The sequence below is a fragment of the Paraburkholderia sp. J10-1 genome, assembly GCF_905220165.1.
In the GTDB taxonomy this organism is placed as follows: Bacteria; Pseudomonadota; Gammaproteobacteria; order Burkholderiales; family Burkholderiaceae; genus Paraburkholderia.
On the sequence record NZ_CAJMYW010000030.1, the window covers coordinates 38,654 to 59,073 of the forward strand.

Below are 20,420 nucleotides of genomic sequence, written 5' to 3' on the forward strand. Positions count from 1 at the left end.
CGCACCGGCAAAGTAGCGGGCCCGTCGTTCGGCTACGCCATGATGTGAACGCCGCCGTCTACGTATAGCGTCTCACCGGACAGTCGTCGTGCATAGGGCGTCGCGAGAAACGCACAGGTATAGCCGACGTCCATGATATCCACCAGTTCGCCAAGCGGTGCACGTTCCGCCGCTTGCGTCAGCAGCAGATCGAAGTCCTTCAAACCGGATGCGGCTCGGGTTTTCAGCGGTCCCGGTGAGATGGCGTGCACACGAATCTGCTGCGGACCCAGCTCAAACGCAAGATAACGCGCGCATGCCTCCAGTGCCGCCTTGACCGGCCCCATTACGTTGTAGTTGGGCACCACCTTGTTCGCACCGTAGTAGCTCATCGCAAACATGGAGCCGCCGTTCTTCATGAGTGGCGCGGCGAGCCGGGCCATCCGCACGAATGAATGGCATGAAACGTCCATGGCTGCTGCAAATCCATCAGCGGAGCAGTTGAGCAGCCCGCCCTGCAAATCGCTCTTCGGCGCCCATGCAACGGAATGCACGAGTATGTCGAGTTGGCCCCATTCATTCGCGATGCGCGCGAATACCGCCTCCAGCTCATTTTGTTGTGAAACGTTCAGCGGCATGAAAACGGGCGCCTCGAGATGTTTTGCCAGTGGCTCGACGTAAGACCTCGCCTTCTCGTCGGCATAAGTGATCGCGAGATCCGCGCCCAGTTCATGGAACGCCTGGGCGCAGCCGTAAGCGATCGAATGCTCGTTGGCGATACCCGTGACCAGCGCCTTTTTTCCCTTCAGGACCGGATGTTCAGTGCTCAGGCTCATCTGTCTCCTCCCTTCGCAATCGGGCAGATTCACGCAATGCCCGCCACCTCCCGCGTGTGGCGGGCGATCATCAGTTCTTCATTGGTCGGGACAACCCATACGGCGACCTTGCTCGATGCGGTGCTGATGCAGGGGCCGCCGGCCGCGTTCGCGCCGCTGTCGATTTCCACTCCGCACCAGCGCACCTGTTCGCAAGCCCGGTGCCGGATCTCAGGCGAGTGCTCGCCGATGCCCGCTGTAAAAACCAGTGCGTCGAGCCCCTGCAGCGCGGCGGCGAGCGACCCGAGCTCGCGTGCGATTCGGTACGCGTACAGCTCGATGGCGAAGGCCGCACGCGCGTCGTCACTTGCAAGCAGCGCGCGCATGTCGCCCGATATGCCCGATACGCCCAGCAGCCCCGAGCGGCGGTAGAGCAAGTCCTCGACGCCCCGCGTATCCATTTTTAGCTCATCGAGCAGATAGAGGATCACGCCGGGATCGAGATTGCCGCTACGCGTGCCCATGGGCAATCCATCGACCGCGGTGAAGCCCATCGTGCTCGCGACACTCCGGCCTGCGTCCATCGCACACATGCTGGCGCCATTGCCGAGGTGCGCCACGACGGTGCGACCCTTCGCTGCATCGGGAGCAACGTCGGGCAGCATTCGTGCGATGTACTCATAGGAAAGGCCGTGGAAGCCATATCGCCGCACACCTTTCTGCGTCAACGCGGCCGGCAGCGCAAACGTCGAAGCGAGTGCAGGCTGTGTAGCGTGAAATGCCGTGTCGAAACACGCGACCTGTGGCAAGTCCGGGTTGCGCTCGGCGATGACACGAATCGGTTTCAGGTTGTGCGGCTGATGCAGCGGAGCGAGCGGCGTGAGCTTGTCGAGTTCATCCAGCACACCTGGCGTGACGGCCACGGGTTTCGAGTACGCCTGCCCCCCATGAACCACACGATGCCCGACTGCAACGACCTGGTTGCCGTCACGATGGCTGCGCAGAAACTGGGCGATGTAGACGACCGCCTCTTCATGCTCGAGGCTCGCGCCCCAATCCTCCTCTCCGGTTTGATTGCCCTTCCCGTCGAATGCGGCGAAATGCGGCGCCGAAAGCAGGCCTTCCATCTGGCCGCGCATGATGAGCGCCAGGTCCTCCGACTGGGCATCGAATGCGCTGAACTTGATGCTCGAAGAACCGGCGTTGAGAACGAGTATGACGTCGGCCATGGCGTCACCCCTTTACCCGCGCATCTTCCCTGCGCTTCGCGGCCACGAGCGACGCCACGGCACACGATGCAAGCCGCGTGACAACGGAATCCGCGCGGCTCGTCAGGATGACCGGCACCCTCGCGCCAAGCACAATGCCGGCTGCGTCCGCTCCAGCGAGGAAGGACAGACTCTTGGCCAGCATGTTGCCCGCCTCGAGGTCGGGCACCAGGAGCACATTCGCGCGTCCCGCCACCGGTGAATCGATACCCTTGATCCGCGCGGCTTCGGGATCGATGGCATTGTCGAGCGCCAGTGGGCCGTCGACCAGCGCGCCGGTTATCTGGCGGCGGTCGACCATCTTGCACAAGGCAGCGGCTTCCACTGTGGATGGCACCTTGGGATTGACCGTCTCCATCGCCGAAAGGATTGCCACCCGCACTTCGGGCAGCCGCAGCGCGTGCCCCAGATCGATCGCGTTCTGCAGAATGTCACCCTTCTCGGCGAGCGTGGGCGCGATGTTGATCGCAGCGTCGGTGATGATCAGCGCGCTCTCGTGGCGCGGCACATCCATAACGAAGCAATGGCTCACGCGGCGTTCCGTTCTCAGGCCGCCATCGCGGCTCACCACTGCGCCCATGAGTTCGTCCGTATGCAGGCTGCCTTTCATCAGCGCTTCGGCGCGCCCTTCGCGCACCAGTTCGACCGCCCTTGCCGCCGCGGCATGACTGTGTGGTGCGTCCTCGATCGCGCAGCCGGCAATGTCCAGGTGCTCGCGCGCGGCGATCTCTTCGATGCGTTCGCGCGGCCCCACGAGGATCGGGGCGATCAGACCAAGTTCCTTCGCCTGCAGCGCGCCTTCGAGAGAACTTCGGTCGCAGGGATGCACGACCGCGGTGGCCAGCGGCGGTAAGGACCGGCAAACGGCGATCAGCGCCTCATACTTCTCGTGTTCGCGATTCACGATGCCTCCTTGAGTCCGGGTGCCAGGCGGGAGGGCGGTGCTTCCGAAACCTGATGCACCGACGCCGCTGACCGTGGCGCGGTTGCACGCTCCAACGGCAGGCAAGCGCGGATCGAATCGAGCATGCTGAGCTGGGCTGGGGTCGGCTCCGTTGCCTGAACGCGCCTGTCAGCGAGAAGCTTTTCAGCCAGTTCCAGCAGCTTCTCCCGGTCTTTCCGGTCTCTTAGCAGATTCGGGAGCGTGGCCAGCGCCTGATCCGGCTCGTAATGCACGATGATTTCCTGCTCACCGCGCACACGCCTCCATTGGTCACCTGGAAGCTGGGGCAGATAGGCGGCATAGTCCTTTGCGAGTTCATGCCGCAGGTTCAGCCGCGCCAACGGAAGCGGCTCGCCGTGACGAGCGAGCAGGCAAGCGGCGCGAGCAAGCGCTTCTGTGTAGCCGCCCTCGTTGATCGACGCCAACGCATCCCTCACGAAGGGCAGATCACGCCGATCTCCAGATGCCTCTGCGGTTTTCGCTTGCGCTTGCTCACTTTGATCGGCGGAGAACAGATTCCCGTAGAGAGAAAAGAATGCGCCTTCAGTCATGGCGTCGCGCATCGCGCGATAGAAGTCGAGCGATGCACTGATCATTGCCGAGCCATAGTGCTCGAACTCCCTCAAGCGGGTGTCCTCGTGGGCTTGCGCATGCCGTTTCGCCCTGACCGCTTCCGCCGTTGGCCCAAGCCACGAGAGCCACGGGTTCATGTCCGAAAACATCCAGCGTTGCGCGCGCAGTGGATGGAACTGCCGCTGCAGGTTTGCTGTCGCGTCGTTCGACACGGCGCGTACCCAGGGTTGCAGGAATAGCTCATACGCGCGCTGATTCAACTCCGATACGCGCTTGACGGCCTCGAACGGCTGCTCGTCAATGCGCTCGAACCGGTTCAGCCGCGCGGCGATATCTTCGAGCCAATACTCCTGGAATGAGACGTCATACTCCGTCTTGCCGTCCTCGCCGGTGTGCTCGGCGATATGCATCCCGTAGAGACCGGGCGGGAACGCCTCGATCGCTTCGAGCACGGATGCGATCTCACGGTGTTCCTTCTTCGCGACCTTGCCCGAAACAAAAATGCCGAGATGGCCGATGCTCTGGTGCACGAGCCCGACAATCACCTGACCGCGCGCCTTGATCTCCTCCGTGCTTCCGTAGATGTCGGCGACCCAGTTGAATGCCTGCTGGGGCGGCGTGATGTTGTCGCCAAGCGACGCGAACAGGATGATCGGCGACTTGATCTGCCGTAGATCGAACGCCGCTCCATCGAGACCCCGAACCTCGCCCGACCACAGCTTGTTACCGACGAACAGGTTGCGCGTGATCCATTCGATCTCCTCACGGTTCATCAAGTAGTAGCCGCCCCACCAGCGCTCGAAATCAAGGAAGCGCGGTGGCTCCGTATCGATGTTGTCGAACAGGTGATAATACTTGTCCCACAGGCTGTTGGCGGGGTTGAGATTCTCGAAGTTCTGCACGAGATGTGCGCCGTCGAACTTGCCGTTGCCGAGATCCGCAGTCAGCGACGCGAGCCAGGTGCCGCCCAGCATCCCGCCGGAGTAGCGCATGGGATTGTCGCCCTCACCTTCGCTCCATGCGCCGCTCCAGTATGACATCGGAGCGCCATTGATGACGAGCGGCCCCGTATGGTCCGGGTCGGAGCTTGCCAGCATCATCGCGGCCCAGCCGCCCTGGCAATTTCCGATGATTGCCGGTTTCGGGCTGTCTGGATGCAGTTCGCATACCTTTCTGATGAACTGTTCTTCGGCCGCGCAAACGTCGAGCAACGTCTGGCCAGGCTCAGGGTCACGAAAGAAGATGATGAAATACACAGGGTGGCCAGCTTTGAGCGCAACTCCCGCCTGCGAATCGTCCTTGAAGCCGCCTATGCCGGGACCGTGGCCCGCACGAGGGTCGATGATCACATAGGGACGCTTGCTAACGTCGATGACCACGCCATCGGGAGGTAGCAGACGCACGAGCGCATAGTTGACTGGCCGAGGCAGCCTCCGACCATCGACCACGAGTTCATGACCGAAATGCAGGACCGGTTGAAGACCCTCGCGCGCCTGATCGACGAAAGCATTTCCGCGCTGGCGCAGGGTGTCCCAGAAGAGGACGGAACGCTCGGCCACATCCACTGCGTAGCGGTAGCCGGCCCAGGGGTCCAACGCCGTTGTCCATGCCGGATTGCCAGGCGCCGGCGCACCGTTGCCTCCGACTCGCCGCGCCGCATCCGCTAAACGCCGATTGAATTGCGAGCGCGCGACTTCGGAACGCTTTGCGAAAAGCCGGGCAACCCTGCTACCGACTTCCTGGCAACGTGCGTACTTATGGGCTACGTCTGTCATGGCATCACCTAGTCATTAGCGAACGAATGGGAAAAGACACGCCCTCTACCTTGAAGGTACAGGCAGACACAGGCGTCTGCGACGTGCTTGGAATGAGATGATCGGGGCGAGTCTCTCCTCAAACAGGCAAGCTATCTAAAGCAAATCTTCGGGAAGACAAGTCGTGATACCAAGCGACGACCCGAAAACGAGCACAGCCACCTCTTGACGACACAATGAAAGGAATACTTATAAATATTTTCGACAATGATTTCGTTTCAGCCGATGCCCACATGCACATGGATACGATCTCTTAAAACACTGGCAGATGCACGTGACAGATTCGTTACGGGGTATCCGGACGTCAACTTCGTAGCAGGTAGCGGCCGTTCGAGCATCGGTTGAGGTCGATAAGTCCTGGGTCCGGGCGGTCACTTGCCGGGGATAAGCCGTCTAGCGCTAGCGTTCACGTTTTGAAACGGAAAGCATTGTCATTCACAGGAATTGAAAAAATGCGTGTGGGAACGACAACGACATATGGAGCAGTAAATTCTCTCGGTGTCCTCCCCTCTTGGTGTCCTCCCCACTATAGTTAAGTCGCGAGGTTAAAATCGTCGTTGCGGAAGAGTGCTTCCCTGTGTAGAAGGCTACGAGAACCGTCAAAGGACGTTCGACATGAAAACGACCTGCATTGCTCTCGCTGCCGCTGCCACCGCGTGCGGCATGCTCGCCGCTTGCTCGGGGATGAGCCTTGATCCCAATGCCCTCGCGCAATCTGGCTCACAGGCATTTCAGGCCGCGTCGCTCACCGATGCCGATGTGCGCACGCTGTCCGACAAGTCGTGCGCACAGTTCGACTCGGAAAACCAGATCGCGGCCGCCGACAGCCCGTACACGCAGCGCCTGAACAAAATCGCCGCGCAACTTGGCAATAACATTAACGGCGTGCCCGTCAACTACAAGGTCTACATCACGAAGGACGTCAACGCGTGGGCGATGGCGAACGGCTGTGTACGCGTCTATAGCGGTCTGATGGACATGATGACGGACGACGAAGTGCGCGGCGTCGTCGGCCATGAGATGGGGCACGTCGCGCTCGGCCACACGAAGAAGGCGATGCAGGTCGCGTATTCGACGTCGGCGCTGCGCTCGGTGGCGACGTCGGCGGGCGGCATGACAGGCGCGATTTCTGCGTCGCAAATCGGCGACTTCTCCGAGAAACTGATCAACGCACAGTTCTCGCAATCGCAGGAAATGGCTGCGGACGACTATTCGTTCGATATCCAGAAGAAAAAGGGCTTGGATCCGTCCGGTCTCGTCACCGCGTTCAACAAACTCGCGAAATTTGACGGCGGCAAGTCGAGCATTCTGAGTTCGCACCCGGCGTCGGCGGCGCGCGCGCAACACATCCAGGAGCGGCTCGCGTCGAATAAGTAATGCGGCGGAAGGTGATCAGAATCTGGCGCTGTCGCGATATCCCGGCCGCGCCACTCGAAACCGGCCACGCCATGCGCATCGAAGACGTCGACCCAGTTCATTTCCGGCCGTTTGGAGCCGGGCCAGGCCTACTCGGCATCCGCGGCTTCGGTTGCGCCCTGGTCGTGGCCACTGCATGGCTTGGCGTTTCTTTTTGGTTGGCGCTGCCATGGGTGGCCGAACTTGCGGAAAAGATCGGCTCGGTATCCACATGGCTGGTCGTCGGCGGCATTGCGCTGGCGCCAGGGTTCATGAACGCCTTTCAGACCGCGACCCTCCTGCAACGTCCGAGCGGTCGCTACCGCGAACCCACTGCCTACCCCGCCCTGACAGTCCTGATCGCGGCGTATAACGAGGCCGGCCAGATTGCCAATGCCTTGCACTCTCTTCTAAGCCAGAAGTACTCTGCACGATTGGACATCATTGTCATTGACGACGGTTCTCAGGACGGAACCGCAACGATCGTACGCGAGACTTTCCCGGAAGTACGTGTGATCGTTTCGGCATGTAACGCGGGCAAGGCAGCAGCTCTCAATCGTGGACTTGCAGTCGCGCACCATTCTCTGGTCGTTACCGTTGACGGCGACAGTTGGCTACACGCCGATGCGCTCCGCTATCTGGTGCTGGAGTACTTGAACGGACCGGCCAATACCGCAGCGGTCGCCGGGGCCGTATTCGTAGGCAATAGGGACAGGAGTTGGTCGTCTCGCGTCCAATACTGGGACTACTTGCACGGCATTGCGGCGACCAAACGAACGCAGGCCGCCTATGGCGGAACGCTGGTCGCCCAAGGTGCCATGTCACTGTACCGTACCGATCTGCTGCGAGAAATCGGAGGGTGGCCACAGAGCCTTGGCGAAGATATTGTCCTCACTTGGGCGTTGCTGTCCCGAGGATACGACGTCGGCTACGCCGAGCGGGCGCTCTGCTTCACCAACGTGCCGGAAACTTTCGGCGGCTTGCTACGGCAGCGGGCTCGCTGGGCGAGAGGCATGATCGAGGCTTTCCGTCATCACCCGGGCATTCTGCGCCAGCGCCGAATCACAACATTTCTTGTTGTCTGGAACCTGCTTTTCCCGTGGCAAGACCTGGTCTTTACCTTCGCATTCATTCCGGGCCTGGTACTCGCACTGTTCGGCCATTACTGGTTGGTTGGTCCATTGACGCTGGCGCTGATCCCATCGGCCGGCTTTATCGGCTTCGTGATGTACCGGATGAGCGCAAAGGTCTTTCACCAGGCAGGCTGCAAGATAGCGTGGGATCCACTGGCGCTTGTCGTCTATACGCTGGCCTACGGACTCATCAATCATCCGGCCAGCTTGCGCGGCTACCTCGCCGAATTGTTCGGACAGGCGAAAACGTGGGGTACCAAATAATGGTCCTGCGTTTGCTGCCGGTGCTGCTCTTCGCGGTCGCAGCCAGCGCGGCCGCATACGATGAGGTGATTGACAAACGCCCGCCCGGACAGAGCCCAGACCTCTTCGAGTCGCCTGAGTATGCCCCCTTGGCCGGGATGACAACCGACTATTTCGGAACCCGCGATACGACGGGATTCGAACGGGATTCGCTCCGTCTTGGCGGAATGGTTCACTATGCATCCCGGTATGACTTTGTCAGCCTTGGCGTGTCTCGAGACGAATTCCGCCAGGGCGATTGGACTGGCATTGCTGACTCCGTTTTGATCGAAGGGCGGAAAGTCAATCAGCTTACGGCAGAAGGAATTACCGGCCGATTGGCGGTTACCACGACCGGGCATCCTCAATGGCACGGGGAGGTCACATGGAACGTACGCTTTGGAGAGCGTGGCGGTGTCGAGCTTATTGCGAATCGCGACGCTGTGGAGAGCGAAGCAGCGGTCCAGAATGGCATCCTCTCCAATTTCCTTGCGGCAAGCTTTGACTACGCGCCCACCGAGCACCTGACGATGATAGCCATGCCGACCTGGCGCCGATTTACCGATGGCAACCAGCAGCTTGGCGGGCGAACCTGGCTGATCCTTTCCCCGGTGCCGGAGAGCGGGATCGGCATCGAACTGAAGGGGCAGGGCTTTCATGGAAGCGGACAATCGCAGCAGCTGTATTTCAGTCCCGAAGAATACCGGAAGGCGGAGGCAGGACTGCGCTTGCGGCGTTCGTTTGGCGACTGGCGGGTTTATGCGTATGCCCGGTTGGGCCACGAATGGATCGATCACGACATTGACAAGCCGACGGCAGAATTTGGAATCACTGCCAGGCGCACCTTCAGCAATGGCATCACCGCAGCAGTGCAGTTCGCCTACAGCCGAAGCTCCTATTCGGATGCAGTCCAGAATCTCAACGAGAATTACGGGTGGCGCATGTTGAGAATCGTCGTCGTATTGCCACTCGATCGCCTTTTCGCGTCTTCTCAGTTACCCAATTGAAGTCTCGCCGTCGCAGCACGCGCGCCAGGTCTCTTTTTTCCTCCGGCTGCCCCCCCGGGCCCAACGTCGGTCACTGGACGGCCGGAGATGCCTGGAAGCTGACGTTGAGGCAGGACTGAAAGACTGCGATGGGTCGGCTCTCGCCGCCAGTCACACCTGCGACAAGACCAGTGCCGATACGCTTGTGTCGGCGCGTTTCGACACGTCGCATCCGGCAAATCACTGGCGCCAGTGGCTGAGCAGCGGAGATCATGCGCACGCTGCCTGCTACCTTGCAAAGCCGCTGGGACCGCACTTTACGGCGCCCAGAGATTCCTTCACTGGAATACAGCGCTCCAAGGCCGCCGCACTCCTCCAGGCTCTGCGGCTTTAGCACTCAGACTCAAGTCTCGAATCTTGGGAGATAACCCTTCATCGGTCGGATCGGCCCCATCTTCGTACCGACTTGACTGCGATACCGATACTTTGACCACTCGAACACTAAAGTTTCAAGCCAGACTGCCGTAAGGCCGGTTTGGTTTCAGGCGCTAAAACGTGCGGAGTGATATGAACAAGAGTATGAGAATTCTGGTGGTGGATGACTTTCCGACGATGCGCCGAATTGTCCGCACCATGTTGAGGGATCTGGGTTATACGAACGTCCATGAGGCGGAGGACGGCGTGATGGGGCTTGCGCATCTGCGTGCGAGCCCCTTCGATTTCGTGATTACCGACTGGAACATGCCTAACCTCAACGGGCTTGAGATGCTGAAGGAGATTCGCGCAGATGCAAGTCTTGCACATCTTCCGGTGCTGATGGTCACCGCCGAGTCGAAGAAGGAAAACATCATCGCAGCGGCTCAGGCCGGTGCGAACGGCTACATAGTCAAGCCGTTTCCCGCGTCCCTCCTGGACGAGAAGCTGAGCCGAATTGTCGAGAAAATGGGCAAGACTGGAAAGTGAAATGAATGAGCGTTAAGGCCTGCCATTGGCCGCAGGAATGTGCATGCCACCGCACATGTCGGCAGGCGTCGAATAAACCTTAACGGAACGTGCCGGCTGCATCGGACAGGACGCGGCCACTTACGGTCGTTCAGTCAGACTGCGTGCGCTTTGCTGGAGCGTCGCTAGTAGACCGGTAAAGCGACAACCAAAGTGCTGCGATTGACAAAGCGCGACAGACTACACGCAACCTGAGGACATGCTCATTGCAGCCGTAACGTTCAAGTTGCATGCCGGTGATACGCAATACGTGCGCACTTCTATCAGCATGGGCCTTCTGGTTGGACATATCACGCCAACCCTGGAGGACCCGGAAACCGGGCCTCACGCAGTCGGGCAGCTTAAATAAACCGATGCTCCGACGACTACAGCCGCGCAATTAAGCTCTTGAATTGAACAAAACGAATGACAACGTGGGTGGCACGCCACGCACCGGAATACGAGCTTCCGGCACGCGGCCTGTGGGTATTCGGCCAACCACTGAAGAAGACTGGGAGATCTTGAAAGGGATCTTCCTTGCTGCGCTGTCTGACAGTCCAACGGCGTTCGGTTTGCGTTACGCCACAGCGGCCGCGTATAGCGAGCAGCAATGGCGCGACTGCGCGTCAGCTCAAACGCAACCACTATACCTGGTAGCCTTGGAGCAAGGACATGCAGTCGGACTGATCGGAGACGGGATAACCCGTTCGCACGAATACCACTTGATTGCCATGTGGGTTCATCCGAAGCGGCGAGGCATGGGAATTGGGGGCCGTCTCGTCAATGCAATCCAGGCGCGCGCGATTGAACGCGGATATAGAAGAGTCGTATTGAGAGTCTCGCCAGAAAACGGCCGCGCTGCGGACCTCTATAGAAGGCATGGTTTTATATTCTTGCCGGAATGGGAAACACTCGCCGGTCAACCCGCGATCAACCTGCAAAAAATGGAATGGAGTAGCAGTCGCTGACTGCCATTACGATTCCGCTGGGAGCTTGATCGACCGTGTTCGGGTTGCTCAAGAGTCCGCTCAGGGTCGACTCACGCTTTTTGCATGAAGGCATCGGTCGTGATGCCACTATTCGATGGCTGCGCCGGCGTCGCTCAACGTTCGCGCGGTAGTCACGTGGCGAACCTCGTCTGCAACCTCATCCCACCAAGCCGCTCCTTCGCCGTCCACCGCGCTCGGGTCGATCGCCTTGCGATAGATCGCCTTCGCATTGTTAATGCGTTGGCAAATCGTCACCCTCTCGTCCCGAAGCGCGGGTCGACGAACATGCTGCGCAGTGCTGTGCTCTTTCCAGCATTGGAATCGCCTACTACGATCAGCATTCGCTCTAACTGTGGCAATTGACAGAGTGGTTTGTTCACCTGTTGTTTTCTGTTATCAGTGGTCGGTCGACGGTAATCGGGTCGCATTGGCGGTTCTCACTCGCCATTCACTATCGCCGCATCTGAACTGCTGCATCCAGACCTGCTTGAGCTCGTCCCCATCAACCACATCGGCGGCTACGATGACCCGCTTTTCGTAATGACCCAAGCAGCTGACAGTGATCGCACGCGAGGCAATGGCGTCACCCTCGAAGCGAAGCGCAGCAATCTCGACGAGCGGCTCTTCCTTCTCATTTCCCGCGTAGCCCTTCGATGCCCCGCGCACCGTAAGATCGTCAAACCATCGAACAGTCCAACTGCCGTCAGTTGCCCTTCGTTCGAGGACCACGTCACGAGACCACCAAGCTGCCTCGTGCGAGAGCTTCTGCTCCGGCTCTACCGGTTGCTCAGCCACCGCGGGACCTGCAGTCAAGACTGAGGCGAGCATAACCGCTCCAACAACCGATGCCTTCATCTTTCTTCTCGTTGTCCGTTGCAAGTGCGTTGATTACCCGTGAATCATTTTGCGAGGTCCGTGTTGTTGCGGCTGAATGGCGGCGAAGACGTGCGCCTCCTTCTGTAGCGCCGTCAGAATCTCAACGGTCTGGGCATACAGGTCGAGGCCAGCAACATGCACGAAAGTCTCATGCGAGCGCCCGATCGACGCAATCTGCTCTGAGCACACAAATACAGTTTCGCGGGCATCCCCCGCAATGACCGTGTCCTGAAGGATCTGCAACTGGTGAATGATCCGACCGAGGAATATGACTCCCTCGCTCTTTTGGGGAAGCGTCACTGACAAGCGTTCCAGGTCGTCAATCGTTTGACGCAGCAGCGATAAAGTCGCCCGATCCATTCTCGTCTTCTCCTTGTTTTTTTCCTCTTTCCGCGGTTGGTCGCTACAAAAAGTACCACTGGCAAATCTCCGAGATCCGTTGCCTTCTCTCGCCCAACCCTTCTTTATCGGCATCTGCGCACGAGTCTGTAGATCCAAACGACGAACCTTGTCAAAATCATGCAAAACGCATTCACGAGGATAGGTTCAGCGCGGCGACGACTCGCCACATTGTCCCGTGCGAAAACGCCCGTTACACCTCCTGGGCCGCCGGCACATGTTGACCGTACGCCGCCGAGGCCAGGCTATTCCACCTGTCCGAACCCCCATACTCGGGCGGGTCGCCTTCGGCCGCCCCATCAGGCAGTCGTCGGCGAAGACCCGCCGTTCGCCTGCATCCTCGGTCGGACGTTCAGGCCCAGCGTCAGGCGCAAGCGCGAAGAAATCTTTGTGAACTTTCCACCTTCAAGTCGCCGGGCCGCCCTGGATTCACCGACTTTCTCGGCACATCAATAGGCACTAAAAGACAGCGATCAGCGATGTTGCAATAAATTTTCTACCATAGGCGCATTAGCTATGGAAACGTTGCTACTCGCGCGCACCCGGCAATTGAGACCGGCGGAAGCGATGCTGGCATACGACGATCGCCTGTTGGATACCGGCGCTGTAACACGTGGCCCGCCCGCCATGGACGGCAAGGGAGTCGAGATGTCTCACGAACTCTACATCCAGGCACTTAGCGCGATGTTCCTGTTCTGGAATGGGGCGCGCATCCTCACGTACCTTCCGACGATCGGCAAACTCCTCGCGAGGGAAGCAGACATGCGCAGCCACAGTCTGTTGAGCTGGGGCTGCTGGGCTTTCAGCAATGGCACATTCGCACTCATGCTCCTCGAAATGAGCCGGGGAATCCCGAATGGGATGTTTTGGATGAATCTGGCCAATACGCTGATGTGCGTCATTGTTTCGCTCATCATCCTGTTCAGGCGGTTTCCGCGCCTGCACACAGGTGCAAGTAAGGTCTATCGAAACATCAGACAAAATGAGTGGAAACCCGAAGCCGTGTCTGGACAGTTGGGGCTGCTGCATCTAGGCGGACGCAGCCTGGCTGGGGGCGCCAATCTTGCGGTTGATCCTGTCCCCACTACACCGCCTATGCGACTCGGACGCCTTGCACTTTGGGTTGCGCCGGCGAGCGTAGTGGCGTTCGGGGCCGCGGGTGCCGTCACGTATGATCTCTGGTCCGACCATGATCAGAACGCTGGCGTCGAATCAAACGCAAGCGCACGACAGGCGTTCGGGATAATCAGACCGGCATCGCCGATCCCACAAGGGTCTTCGTCCGCTCAGGTCTCGCCAGCAACAGCAGTTCCTGCTCGCGCAACCGCAATCGCTCGTGCGGAACTCGCCCCACCTACGCCTTCCACGTCGCCTGGCCGCAGCGCGGCACCTTCCCGCGACGGTGCTGCACCGCGGATGGCCACAGGGCGAGTGGGTAAGGCCGGCAACGTCGCGGCCCAGAATCGCGGGCATTGGGCGTCGCGCTTTATGACAAGCTTGCGGCAAGCGCTCGGCATCCCCCGATCAACATCGCCAAAGCGACAGACACTTGCGTCCGGCCATGGCGCACCACCAAGGTCGGCCTCTGCTCGTGGAACTGCGGTTGGCCGTGCTGAGATCGTCAGGCGTGTCCCTTCCCCTCCGTTCGATCACGGCGCTGCACAACGCCGGGATTTCCCGGCACCGCGCGTCGCTACAGGTTGGCCCGGTACCGCGGACGATTTCGCCACGCAGAATCGCCGCCGTTCGGTGCAACAGGTTCCCGTCGATGAAGCGCGGCCAGGCGACGTCGTCGAAGCGGCCCCGGTCGTGTACGCTGCGCCTCCCGGTGTGTACGTGGGGCCTCCGGTTGTGTACGCGCAAGCGCCCGTCGCATACGGCCGCGGCTATGGGGGTGAGTACTGGGACCATCGGCAATGGCACGACAACGGCCGGCACAAGGGCTGGAAACATCGCCAGCATGATGATGCCGAAGACGATTAGTGCCTGTCACACGGCAAACCGCCTGCGTATTCACCAGCGGCCATCTGCCCTCCGCAATTTTTTTTGATGCGCCTTGTCCGTCAGCAAGACGTGCGAGCGTCATTATGATGGCGGCACGATGTAATTCATCCGCCTCAACCCCATGACGGAGGCTCAAATGGAATACCTCTTGATGATCTATTCGCAAGAAAACGGCTGGAGCCAGATGACCGACAGTGAGCGGCAGCAAGGCGTCGCCGCTTATCACGCGTACACCGAATCGCTCCAGAAAGCGGGGGCGCTGGTGGGTGCCAACCGGCTGCAGCACACGAATACGGCCACGACCGTGCGGTTGGTCGACGGCAAGCCGCAAGTGCTCGACGGACCGTATTCCGATTCGAAGGAGCAACTCGCGGGTTACTACCTGATCGACGTGCCCAACCTGGACGCGGCGATGGCGTGGGCGTCGCGGTGTCCCGGCGCGGCTCACGGCATCATGGAAGTGCGCCCGGTCTGGACCGCTCCGTACGATGCGCCATCTGCTGCATGAGCCAGTCCGGCGGCGGCCGGCACGCTGACGCCGCCGCACATTCCATTGCCGAGGCAGTCGCGCGCCGCAGTTATGGCAAGCTCGTCGCGCTGTTGGCGATGCGTACGCGCGACGTCGCCGCGGCCGAGGACGCACTCGCCGACGCGTTTGCGGCAGCACTCGCGGACTGGCCGGAGCACGGCTGCCCCGCAAGCCCCGAAGCCTGGCTGATGACCGTTGCGCGCCGCCGGGCGATAGATGGCGCACGCCATCGCCATGTCGGCGACACAGTGGTGAACCAGCTCGCGATCCTCGCAGATGAGATCGACGAGTGTGAACCCGGCGCGTTGCCCGACCGGCGGCTCGCGCTGCTCTTCGCATGCACACACCCCGCACTCGAGGCCGCGATTCGCACGCCGCTGATGCTGCAGGTCGTGCTGGGCCTGGAAGCGAAGACGATTGCATCCGCGTTTCTGATGTCTCCCGCCGCCATGAGCAAGCGCCTCGTGCGCGCGAAGACCAAGATCCGCGAAGCGGGCATTCCGTTCAGCGTGCCCGAGCGTGAGGAACTGCCCGGCCGGCTCGACTCGGTGCTTGAAGCTGTCTATGCCGCGTATGCGGAAGGTTGGACGGACCCGGTCGGCGGCGATACCGAACGGCGCGATCTAGCCGACGAAGCGCTGTATCTTGCGCAATTGCTCGTCGAACTGCTGCCCGAGGAAGCCGAGACGCTGGGTCTGCTTGCGCTGATGCTGTTTGCGCAGGCGCGGCGCGATGCCCGACGCGATGCAGCCGGCGATTACGTGCCGCTGTCGGCTCAGGACCCGGCGACATGGAACGCACCGATGATCGACGCAGCCAACGCACTGCTGCGGCGCGCGAACGCGTTTAATTCAATCGGTCGCTTTCAACTCGAGGCCGCACTGCAGTCGGCACATGTGCATCGCTGCCGATCGCATTGCCCGAACTGGGACGAGATCGTGCAACTCTACGACGGGCTGCTCGCCATAGCAGCTTCGCCCGTGATCGCGGTGAACCGCGCACTCGCACTGGCGGAGCGCGACGGCGCACAGGCGGCGCTCGACGCGCTCGCGCCGTATGCGAACGATCCGCGGCTGACTGACTACCAGCCATACTGGGCGGCACGCGCCAATCTGCTCGCGCGTGCCGGCGCTACGACCGATGCGCTTGACGCGTACGATCTTGCAATCGGGCTCGAGCGCGATCCGGCGGTGCGCCGGTTCCTGCAGCGCAAGAAACTGGAGCTTGCATCGGCGAGCAGCTAGTAACGCGTGGCTATGCGAACGCCCGCAATGGAACGCTTGACACTACAGATCATTTTTGGAGTTTGAGCGGCCGCGCCGACTGTTTTCCCCGGCTTGCCCGCGCGTCTCCCGCGGACCGGCCAGGCGGTCTATCATAATGGTGCTGCATTCATCAGCGCAGGAGCCCATCATGATCTCCCATCCGTTGGCCGCGCCGACCGGCACCGCTCCCGACACCGCGCGCCCTTCCGCCGGCACGACTCGCCAGCCCGATCGCCCATCCGGTCCGACGGGCCTGCAAACTCCGGCTCCCGACGACCTGCCAGACGCCAACGCGGCCGAGCCCGAGGCTCACGAGCATCTCCCGTCCAGAAGCGACGACAACTGATTCGGCACCGCCGTGCCGAGGCGCCGTGGCGCGAGGCTCCGTCGCTTGGCGTGGGCCTGTAATATCCACCTGCAACACCCGCCCGCCACGTCCTCCCGCGAGGACCGGCGGGTTTCTGTTGGTGCTCCCCAACCGGACAATTTGCCCGGGTCAATCAGTGACAGCTTCAGGCGTGGGGCCGCAATCGGCGGGGAATTGCGCCCTCGGTCTTCGTGTATAAATGAGGCTACCCAAGACAAACGGAGCCCGCCGTGGCCGAAACCCCACCGTCCACCTCAAAGCCAGTTACCGAAGGCGCGCGCACTTCGGTCTCGCGTCCTGTCAGGCTTTGGGCCCTCTGCGGCGGCATCGGCCTTTTGCTCGTGAGCCTGCTGGTGATCTTCGCCCCTGATCGGGAAAAACTGGATGAACGGGCGCTGAGCGGCCTGGGATTTTTCACGGGCGCATGCGATGACCGTGGCGATTCAACTGCCACACCCGAGTCGGGATGCCTGGCATTGCGGGCAAAACCGACAGTGACAACGTCTCAGCTCGCCGCCGCGGTCCCCCACCTGGCCAAGCTTCACCTGAAACTCGAATTGAGTCTGGCGGGCAGCTCCGTTGATAACATCGACTCGCTGAAAGAGCTGGATGATGTGGTATCGCTCGACCTCACGGGCACGCCGGTCTGGAACATCGACGTGCTGAAGGGAATGCGTTCCCTGAAAAGACTCGTGATACACCGCACCCAGGTCCAGAACATCGATGCGCTTCGAGAATCGACCAGTCTCCAATTGCTCAATCTCTGGGACACCCGCGTTTCGAATCTCGAAGCACTGAGGGACTTGACTGAGTTGCGCCAACTCGACCTTCGGGATACGCAGGTTCGGGACCTCGAAGCGCTGGCGAAGCTACCTCGTCTGGAAGCACTCAAACTGGGTGGCGCGAGAAATGTCAGGGACATCGAGCCACTCGGTCAATTGACCACGTTGATAACGCTCGATCTCAACGAGACGCAAGTCGAGCACCTCGATCCCTTGAAGAATCTTCACGATCTTCAGGCGCTCTATCTCGCGAACACGTCTGTTCGTGACATCGATGTGCTGATGGGCATGCCACACCTGAAGACGCTCGTGCTCGACGGCTCCAAAGTCGAGAATATCGAGGCGGTGCGGGGATTGCGCGAGATGGAAACACTCGTTCTTGCCCGCACGCCAGTCACGAACATCGACGCACTGAAAAGCCTGACTGGCCTGCAACGGCTCAATCTCTCCGACACCCGCGTCGAGAACATTGATGCGCTGAGCAATCTTACTGCCCTTCGAACACTCAATCTCTTTCGCACCGACGTTCAAGACATCGACGCGCTAAAGGGACTGAAGGGGCTACAAGAGCTCTATCTCGCGAATACGCCAGTCAAGGACGTCGATGTACTGAAAGGCCTGACCGGGCTGCGGGAGCTCGTTCTCTATGGCACCAAGGCCCGGAATGTCGATGAACTCAAAGCGGCCTTACCAAACACTCGAGTTGTATGGTGATCACCCGGTTTGCCCCGCTCGCACGACTCGAACTAAACTACGATCAAGACTTGTGTCGAATACCTGGGATATCTAAATGCCTCAACATTGTTAGTGCACTCAGGCACTCTGGAGACCGGTCGATCAGCACGGCACCGGACTACGACGGGCCGCCCGCGACCACCCTGACCCTGCGCGATGTGTTGCGCTCCAGTCTCATGTACAGGTTCGCTGCCACGATACCGAAGACGATGTGAACGAACACGCTCGCCAGGTTGCGCCCCTCTGCGAACCACGGAAAAAGCCGTGTCATGCCGTAGAAATTAATAAGATAAACGGCTACAGCGAATGCGCCACCCGCCAGCGAAGCCATCCCCATGCTCGAGTCCAGGTCGAATGACGTCATGACCAGACCGAGGGCAAGTGCGAACACGATGGCAAGGGCAAAATGCACCACAAAGGCCGCGAGCACGATGCCAGGCGAGAATGCTTGCGGCGATTGCAATGCGCCTCGTCCCAGAATGATCGCGGCGACCATGCGTGGGGGCTCCAGCAGACTGCCGCCAGTCGTCAGTGCCATCAGGACGACCCCTAACACCAGGAAGACAGTGCCGGCGATGACGCCTGCCAGCACGGCGGCCCGACAGTCGAGCTGGCCGTGTGTGAAATGATGGAAATCCATGTGAAGGTGCACAATTTGTCTCCTGATTGATTCGGAGAAAAGTTCAGCAAAAAACACCTTCAAATCAGGCGTGCTTCTCACTGAATTCGTTGAGCGGCACAGGCTGCTTGAGCGGATCGAAGTCGGCCCACCGCCCTTGTTGCCAGCAGCCGGTCGCGCGTTCGATCGCCGCGCCTCCCGCATCGCACAGCACCCGTGCGGCGTCCAACTGGCTGTCCGGCGACACGTGTACGGCCACCAGCACGCCGGATTCACGGGTTTCTTCGTTGCTGGCTTCGCGCGTGCGCACCATCGCGCCGACCAATGAGCCGATATACGCACTCACCCCCGTCGCGATCAGCGACACGATAAGCGGCGGCGAAAACACTGCGAAGACCCCGACGCCGACCAGGGCGCCAACCACTGCGCCAATCGTGATGCCTATCTCGGCACCCGCCGGCGCCTCCCTCGCGTTTGCGTCTGTGATGGTTTCGAATCCGTGCTGGCCGCACGGATTGACGAAAAACAGTGTGACGTCCTCTTCGACGAAGCCGGCAGTGATGACCCGTTGTGCCGCGTCTTCAGCTGCGGGGAACGTCGTAAAGCGTGCTGCGACGATGAGTGACATGTGGCCTCCATCCATCGTTGAGCGGCGGTTGCAGGCGTACCACCCCACCTCACCCGCGCCGACCTATGTGCATGCGATGGCACGCGTCGCGACTATGGCGTGGTGCCGCGATCGGGTTCCATACCGTCCACGCTGAACCGTCCGCTATGGACTACTACGCCTTGCGGCTGTGGCGCAAATTGCCGCTCGCGAGCGAAAAAACGGTTGATTCACCTTGTCTCGTCGGTACGGCTATCGTCCTCATTGTGCAAGCGCGCAATCAGAATCGCGATAGGTCAACCTCCTCTATTTGAGGTAGGTGCTTCGCCAGGTGTCGCGATGCATCGTGATGACTGTTCGCCGCTCGTGCGTAGCTTCGAGCGGCATGACTTCTTCAGGACGACGCAATGTGACCGTTCAATGGCAGTCTGCTCGCACGCTCGTTCGTCACGCAGCCACAGCGCAGCGTTGCTGCGTGCGACTCGCATCCTGCTAAAACGAAATGGGGCTTCGAATATTCCCGGCGTGTTGTGCGGTCCGCGAGAATGAGATGCGGTTGACCGCGCCGTCGAACGCACAAGCGTCGACGTCCGTCATTTCGCTGACAACGACGGATCGCATGACAGCCATGGAGACGTTCGTTGCCGTCGCCCCCCTCTTTTTCCATGATTCGATTCGCGCCCCGGCACATTAGCGCTCAGGCATGCAGCGAAGCGGCAATCCGCACCTTCACGGAGGCCACGCAATCCAGTGCCGTAGCCAGCACGGGATTTGGCGAAACTTCGCCGTAGTAGAGCCGCACAGTTTCAAGAAAGCGCGCGCCTTCGATCGGCAGGATGGCGAGCGTGCCGCGCCGTGCCACGGTCAACGGCATCAACGCGAGAAACGGATACAGGCCGAGCATCGTCTCGTTCGCCTGAATCGAAACCGACTGCACGCAGCCCGCCGGCAACTCGAGGCCGCCCCGTTGCATCCAGCGTTCGAGGGCGACGAAAGTGGGCGCCTCGCGCGGCGGCAGAATCCACGGCAAGCCAGCAAGATCGGCGCGCTTGACGGAACGCCGCGCCGCGAGCGGATGG

The 20,420-nt window shown here is 60.6% G+C and carries 19 protein-coding genes; 10 read left to right on the forward strand and 9 right to left on the reverse strand.

Features of this window, described 5'->3' with window-relative positions:
* Positions 1 to 32: 32 nt before the first annotated feature.
* The 4 genes from fabI to U5A65_RS38985 are packed head-to-tail and all read right to left on the reverse strand — an operon-like array spanning position 33 to position 5,353.
* Positions 33 to 815, reverse strand: a complete 783-nt coding sequence (fabI, locus tag U5A65_RS38970) for an enoyl-ACP reductase FabI (protein WP_321913434.1) — start codon at positions 813 to 815, stop codon at positions 33 to 35.
* 29 nt (positions 816 to 844) lie between these two features.
* Entirely contained in the window at positions 845 to 2,023 is a 1,179-nt protein-coding gene (locus U5A65_RS38975) for an acetate/propionate family kinase (RefSeq protein ID WP_321949547.1), read from the reverse strand.
* Between the two features lie 4 nt (positions 2,024 to 2,027).
* Positions 2,028 to 2,966 (reverse strand): phosphate acetyltransferase, encoded by a 939-nt coding sequence (locus tag U5A65_RS38980; protein ID WP_321939932.1) that lies wholly within the window; start codon positions 2,964 to 2,966, stop codon positions 2,028 to 2,030.
* Complete coding sequence (locus U5A65_RS38985; RefSeq protein WP_321949548.1) at positions 2,963 to 5,353, reverse strand: DUF3141 domain-containing protein; 2,391 nt, start codon at positions 5,351 to 5,353, stop codon at positions 2,963 to 2,965. Before U5A65_RS38985 ends, U5A65_RS38980 begins: the two co-directional genes overlap by 4 nt.
* Positions 5,354 to 6,007: 654 nt before the next feature.
* On the opposite strand from U5A65_RS38985, the gene U5A65_RS38990 reads away from it, so the two are divergent.
* The 5 genes from U5A65_RS38990 (at position 6,008) to U5A65_RS39010 (ending at position 11,137) form a co-directional block, all read left to right on the forward strand.
* A complete protein-coding gene (locus U5A65_RS38990; RefSeq protein ID WP_321913438.1) occupies positions 6,008 to 6,769 on the forward strand; it encodes a M48 family metallopeptidase in 762 nt (253 codons plus the stop codon).
* 11 nt (positions 6,770 to 6,780) lie between these two features.
* Positions 6,781 to 8,184, forward strand: coding sequence for a glycosyltransferase (locus tag U5A65_RS38995; RefSeq protein WP_321949549.1), 1,404 nt, complete (start codon positions 6,781 to 6,783; stop codon positions 8,182 to 8,184).
* Positions 8,184 to 9,209: a hypothetical protein gene (locus tag U5A65_RS39000; RefSeq protein WP_321939928.1), complete on the forward strand. Its 1,026-nt coding sequence runs from the start codon at positions 8,184 to 8,186 to the stop codon at positions 9,207 to 9,209. Before U5A65_RS38995 ends, U5A65_RS39000 begins: the two co-directional genes overlap by 1 nt.
* Positions 9,210 to 9,755: 546 nt before the next feature.
* Positions 9,756 to 10,151, forward strand: coding sequence for a chemotaxis response regulator CheY (gene cheY, locus U5A65_RS39005; protein ID WP_321913441.1), 396 nt, complete (start codon positions 9,756 to 9,758; stop codon positions 10,149 to 10,151).
* 431 nt (positions 10,152 to 10,582) lie between these two features.
* A complete protein-coding gene (locus U5A65_RS39010) occupies positions 10,583 to 11,137 on the forward strand; it encodes a GNAT family N-acetyltransferase (RefSeq protein WP_321949550.1) in 555 nt (184 codons plus the stop codon).
* A gap of 417 nt (positions 11,138 to 11,554) precedes the next feature.
* On the opposite strand, the gene U5A65_RS39015 is transcribed toward U5A65_RS39010, so the two are convergent.
* Positions 11,555 to 12,013 carry a hypothetical protein gene (locus U5A65_RS39015; protein ID WP_321913443.1) on the reverse strand — a complete coding sequence of 153 codons (459 nt, stop codon included), beginning with the start codon at positions 12,011 to 12,013 and terminating at the stop codon, positions 11,555 to 11,557.
* Between the two features lie 33 nt (positions 12,014 to 12,046).
* Entirely contained in the window at positions 12,047 to 12,394 is a 348-nt protein-coding gene (locus tag U5A65_RS39020) for a hypothetical protein (protein ID WP_321913444.1), read from the reverse strand.
* 555 nt (positions 12,395 to 12,949) lie between these two features.
* Between U5A65_RS39020 and U5A65_RS39025 the strand changes: the two genes are divergently transcribed.
* The 5 genes from U5A65_RS39025 to U5A65_RS39045 all read left to right on the forward strand — a co-directional run bounded on the left by U5A65_RS39025 (position 12,950) and on the right by U5A65_RS39045 (position 18,094).
* Positions 12,950 to 14,416, forward strand: coding sequence for a hypothetical protein (locus U5A65_RS39025; RefSeq protein ID WP_321949551.1), 1,467 nt, complete (start codon positions 12,950 to 12,952; stop codon positions 14,414 to 14,416).
* 157 nt (positions 14,417 to 14,573) lie between these two features.
* On the forward strand, positions 14,574 to 14,945 hold the full coding sequence (locus tag U5A65_RS39030) for a YciI family protein (protein WP_321913446.1): 372 nt from the start codon (positions 14,574 to 14,576) through the stop codon (positions 14,943 to 14,945).
* Positions 14,942 to 16,210: an RNA polymerase sigma factor gene (locus U5A65_RS39035; RefSeq protein WP_321913447.1), complete on the forward strand. Its 1,269-nt coding sequence runs from the start codon at positions 14,942 to 14,944 to the stop codon at positions 16,208 to 16,210. The genes U5A65_RS39030 and U5A65_RS39035 overlap by 4 nt, the downstream gene beginning before the upstream one ends.
* A 169-nt stretch (positions 16,211 to 16,379) precedes the next feature.
* On the forward strand, positions 16,380 to 16,577 hold the full coding sequence (locus U5A65_RS39040; RefSeq protein ID WP_321913448.1) for a hypothetical protein: 198 nt from the start codon (positions 16,380 to 16,382) through the stop codon (positions 16,575 to 16,577).
* 251 nt (positions 16,578 to 16,828) lie between these two features.
* Entirely contained in the window at positions 16,829 to 18,094 is a 1,266-nt protein-coding gene (locus U5A65_RS39045) for a leucine-rich repeat domain-containing protein (RefSeq protein ID WP_321949552.1), read from the forward strand.
* A gap of 139 nt (positions 18,095 to 18,233) precedes the next feature.
* Here U5A65_RS39045 and U5A65_RS39050 read toward each other — a convergent pair whose 3' ends face one another.
* The 3 genes from U5A65_RS39050 to U5A65_RS39060 all read right to left on the reverse strand — a co-directional run.
* Positions 18,234 to 18,755, reverse strand: a complete 522-nt coding sequence (locus U5A65_RS39050) for a hypothetical protein (protein WP_321949553.1) — start codon at positions 18,753 to 18,755, stop codon at positions 18,234 to 18,236.
* A 64-nt stretch (positions 18,756 to 18,819) separates the two neighbouring features.
* Positions 18,820 to 19,362, reverse strand: a complete 543-nt coding sequence (locus tag U5A65_RS39055; protein ID WP_321949554.1) for a glycine zipper domain-containing protein — start codon at positions 19,360 to 19,362, stop codon at positions 18,820 to 18,822.
* Between the two features lie 676 nt (positions 19,363 to 20,038).
* On the reverse strand, positions 20,039 to 20,420 hold a 382-nt coding region (locus tag U5A65_RS39060), incomplete at its 5' end, for a LysR substrate-binding domain-containing protein (RefSeq protein WP_321939914.1).

Bases quoted from the DNA above. Each gene is read 5' to 3' on its own strand.
- fabI (WP_321913434.1), bottom strand. From the start codon at position 815: ATGAGCCTGAGCACTGAACATCCGGTCCTGAAGGGAAAAAAGGCGCTG.
- U5A65_RS38975 (WP_321949547.1), bottom strand. From the start codon at position 2,023: ATGGCCGACGTCATACTCGTTCTCAACGCCGGTTCTTCGAGCATCAAG.
- U5A65_RS38985 (WP_321949548.1), bottom strand. From the start codon at position 5,353: ATGACAGACGTAGCCCATAAGTACGCACGTTGCCAGGAAGTCGGTAGC.
- U5A65_RS38990 (WP_321913438.1), top strand. From the start codon at position 6,008: ATGAAAACGACCTGCATTGCTCTCGCTGCCGCTGCCACCGCGTGCGGC.
- U5A65_RS39000 (WP_321939928.1), top strand. From the start codon at position 8,184: ATGGTCCTGCGTTTGCTGCCGGTGCTGCTCTTCGCGGTCGCAGCCAGC.
- cheY (WP_321913441.1), top strand. From the start codon at position 9,756: ATGAACAAGAGTATGAGAATTCTGGTGGTGGATGACTTTCCGACGATG.
- U5A65_RS39015 (WP_321913443.1), bottom strand. From the start codon at position 12,013: ATGAAGGCATCGGTTGTTGGAGCGGTTATGCTCGCCTCAGTCTTGACT.
- U5A65_RS39020 (WP_321913444.1), bottom strand. From the start codon at position 12,394: ATGGATCGGGCGACTTTATCGCTGCTGCGTCAAACGATTGACGACCTG.
- U5A65_RS39025 (WP_321949551.1), top strand. From the start codon at position 12,950: ATGGAAACGTTGCTACTCGCGCGCACCCGGCAATTGAGACCGGCGGAA.
- U5A65_RS39030 (WP_321913446.1), top strand. From the start codon at position 14,574: ATGGAATACCTCTTGATGATCTATTCGCAAGAAAACGGCTGGAGCCAG.
- U5A65_RS39035 (WP_321913447.1), top strand. From the start codon at position 14,942: ATGAGCCAGTCCGGCGGCGGCCGGCACGCTGACGCCGCCGCACATTCC.
- U5A65_RS39040 (WP_321913448.1), top strand. From the start codon at position 16,380: ATGATCTCCCATCCGTTGGCCGCGCCGACCGGCACCGCTCCCGACACC.
- U5A65_RS39050 (WP_321949553.1), bottom strand. From the start codon at position 18,755: ATGGATTTCCATCATTTCACACACGGCCAGCTCGACTGTCGGGCCGCC.
- U5A65_RS39055 (WP_321949554.1), bottom strand. From the start codon at position 19,362: ATGTCACTCATCGTCGCAGCACGCTTTACGACGTTCCCCGCAGCTGAA.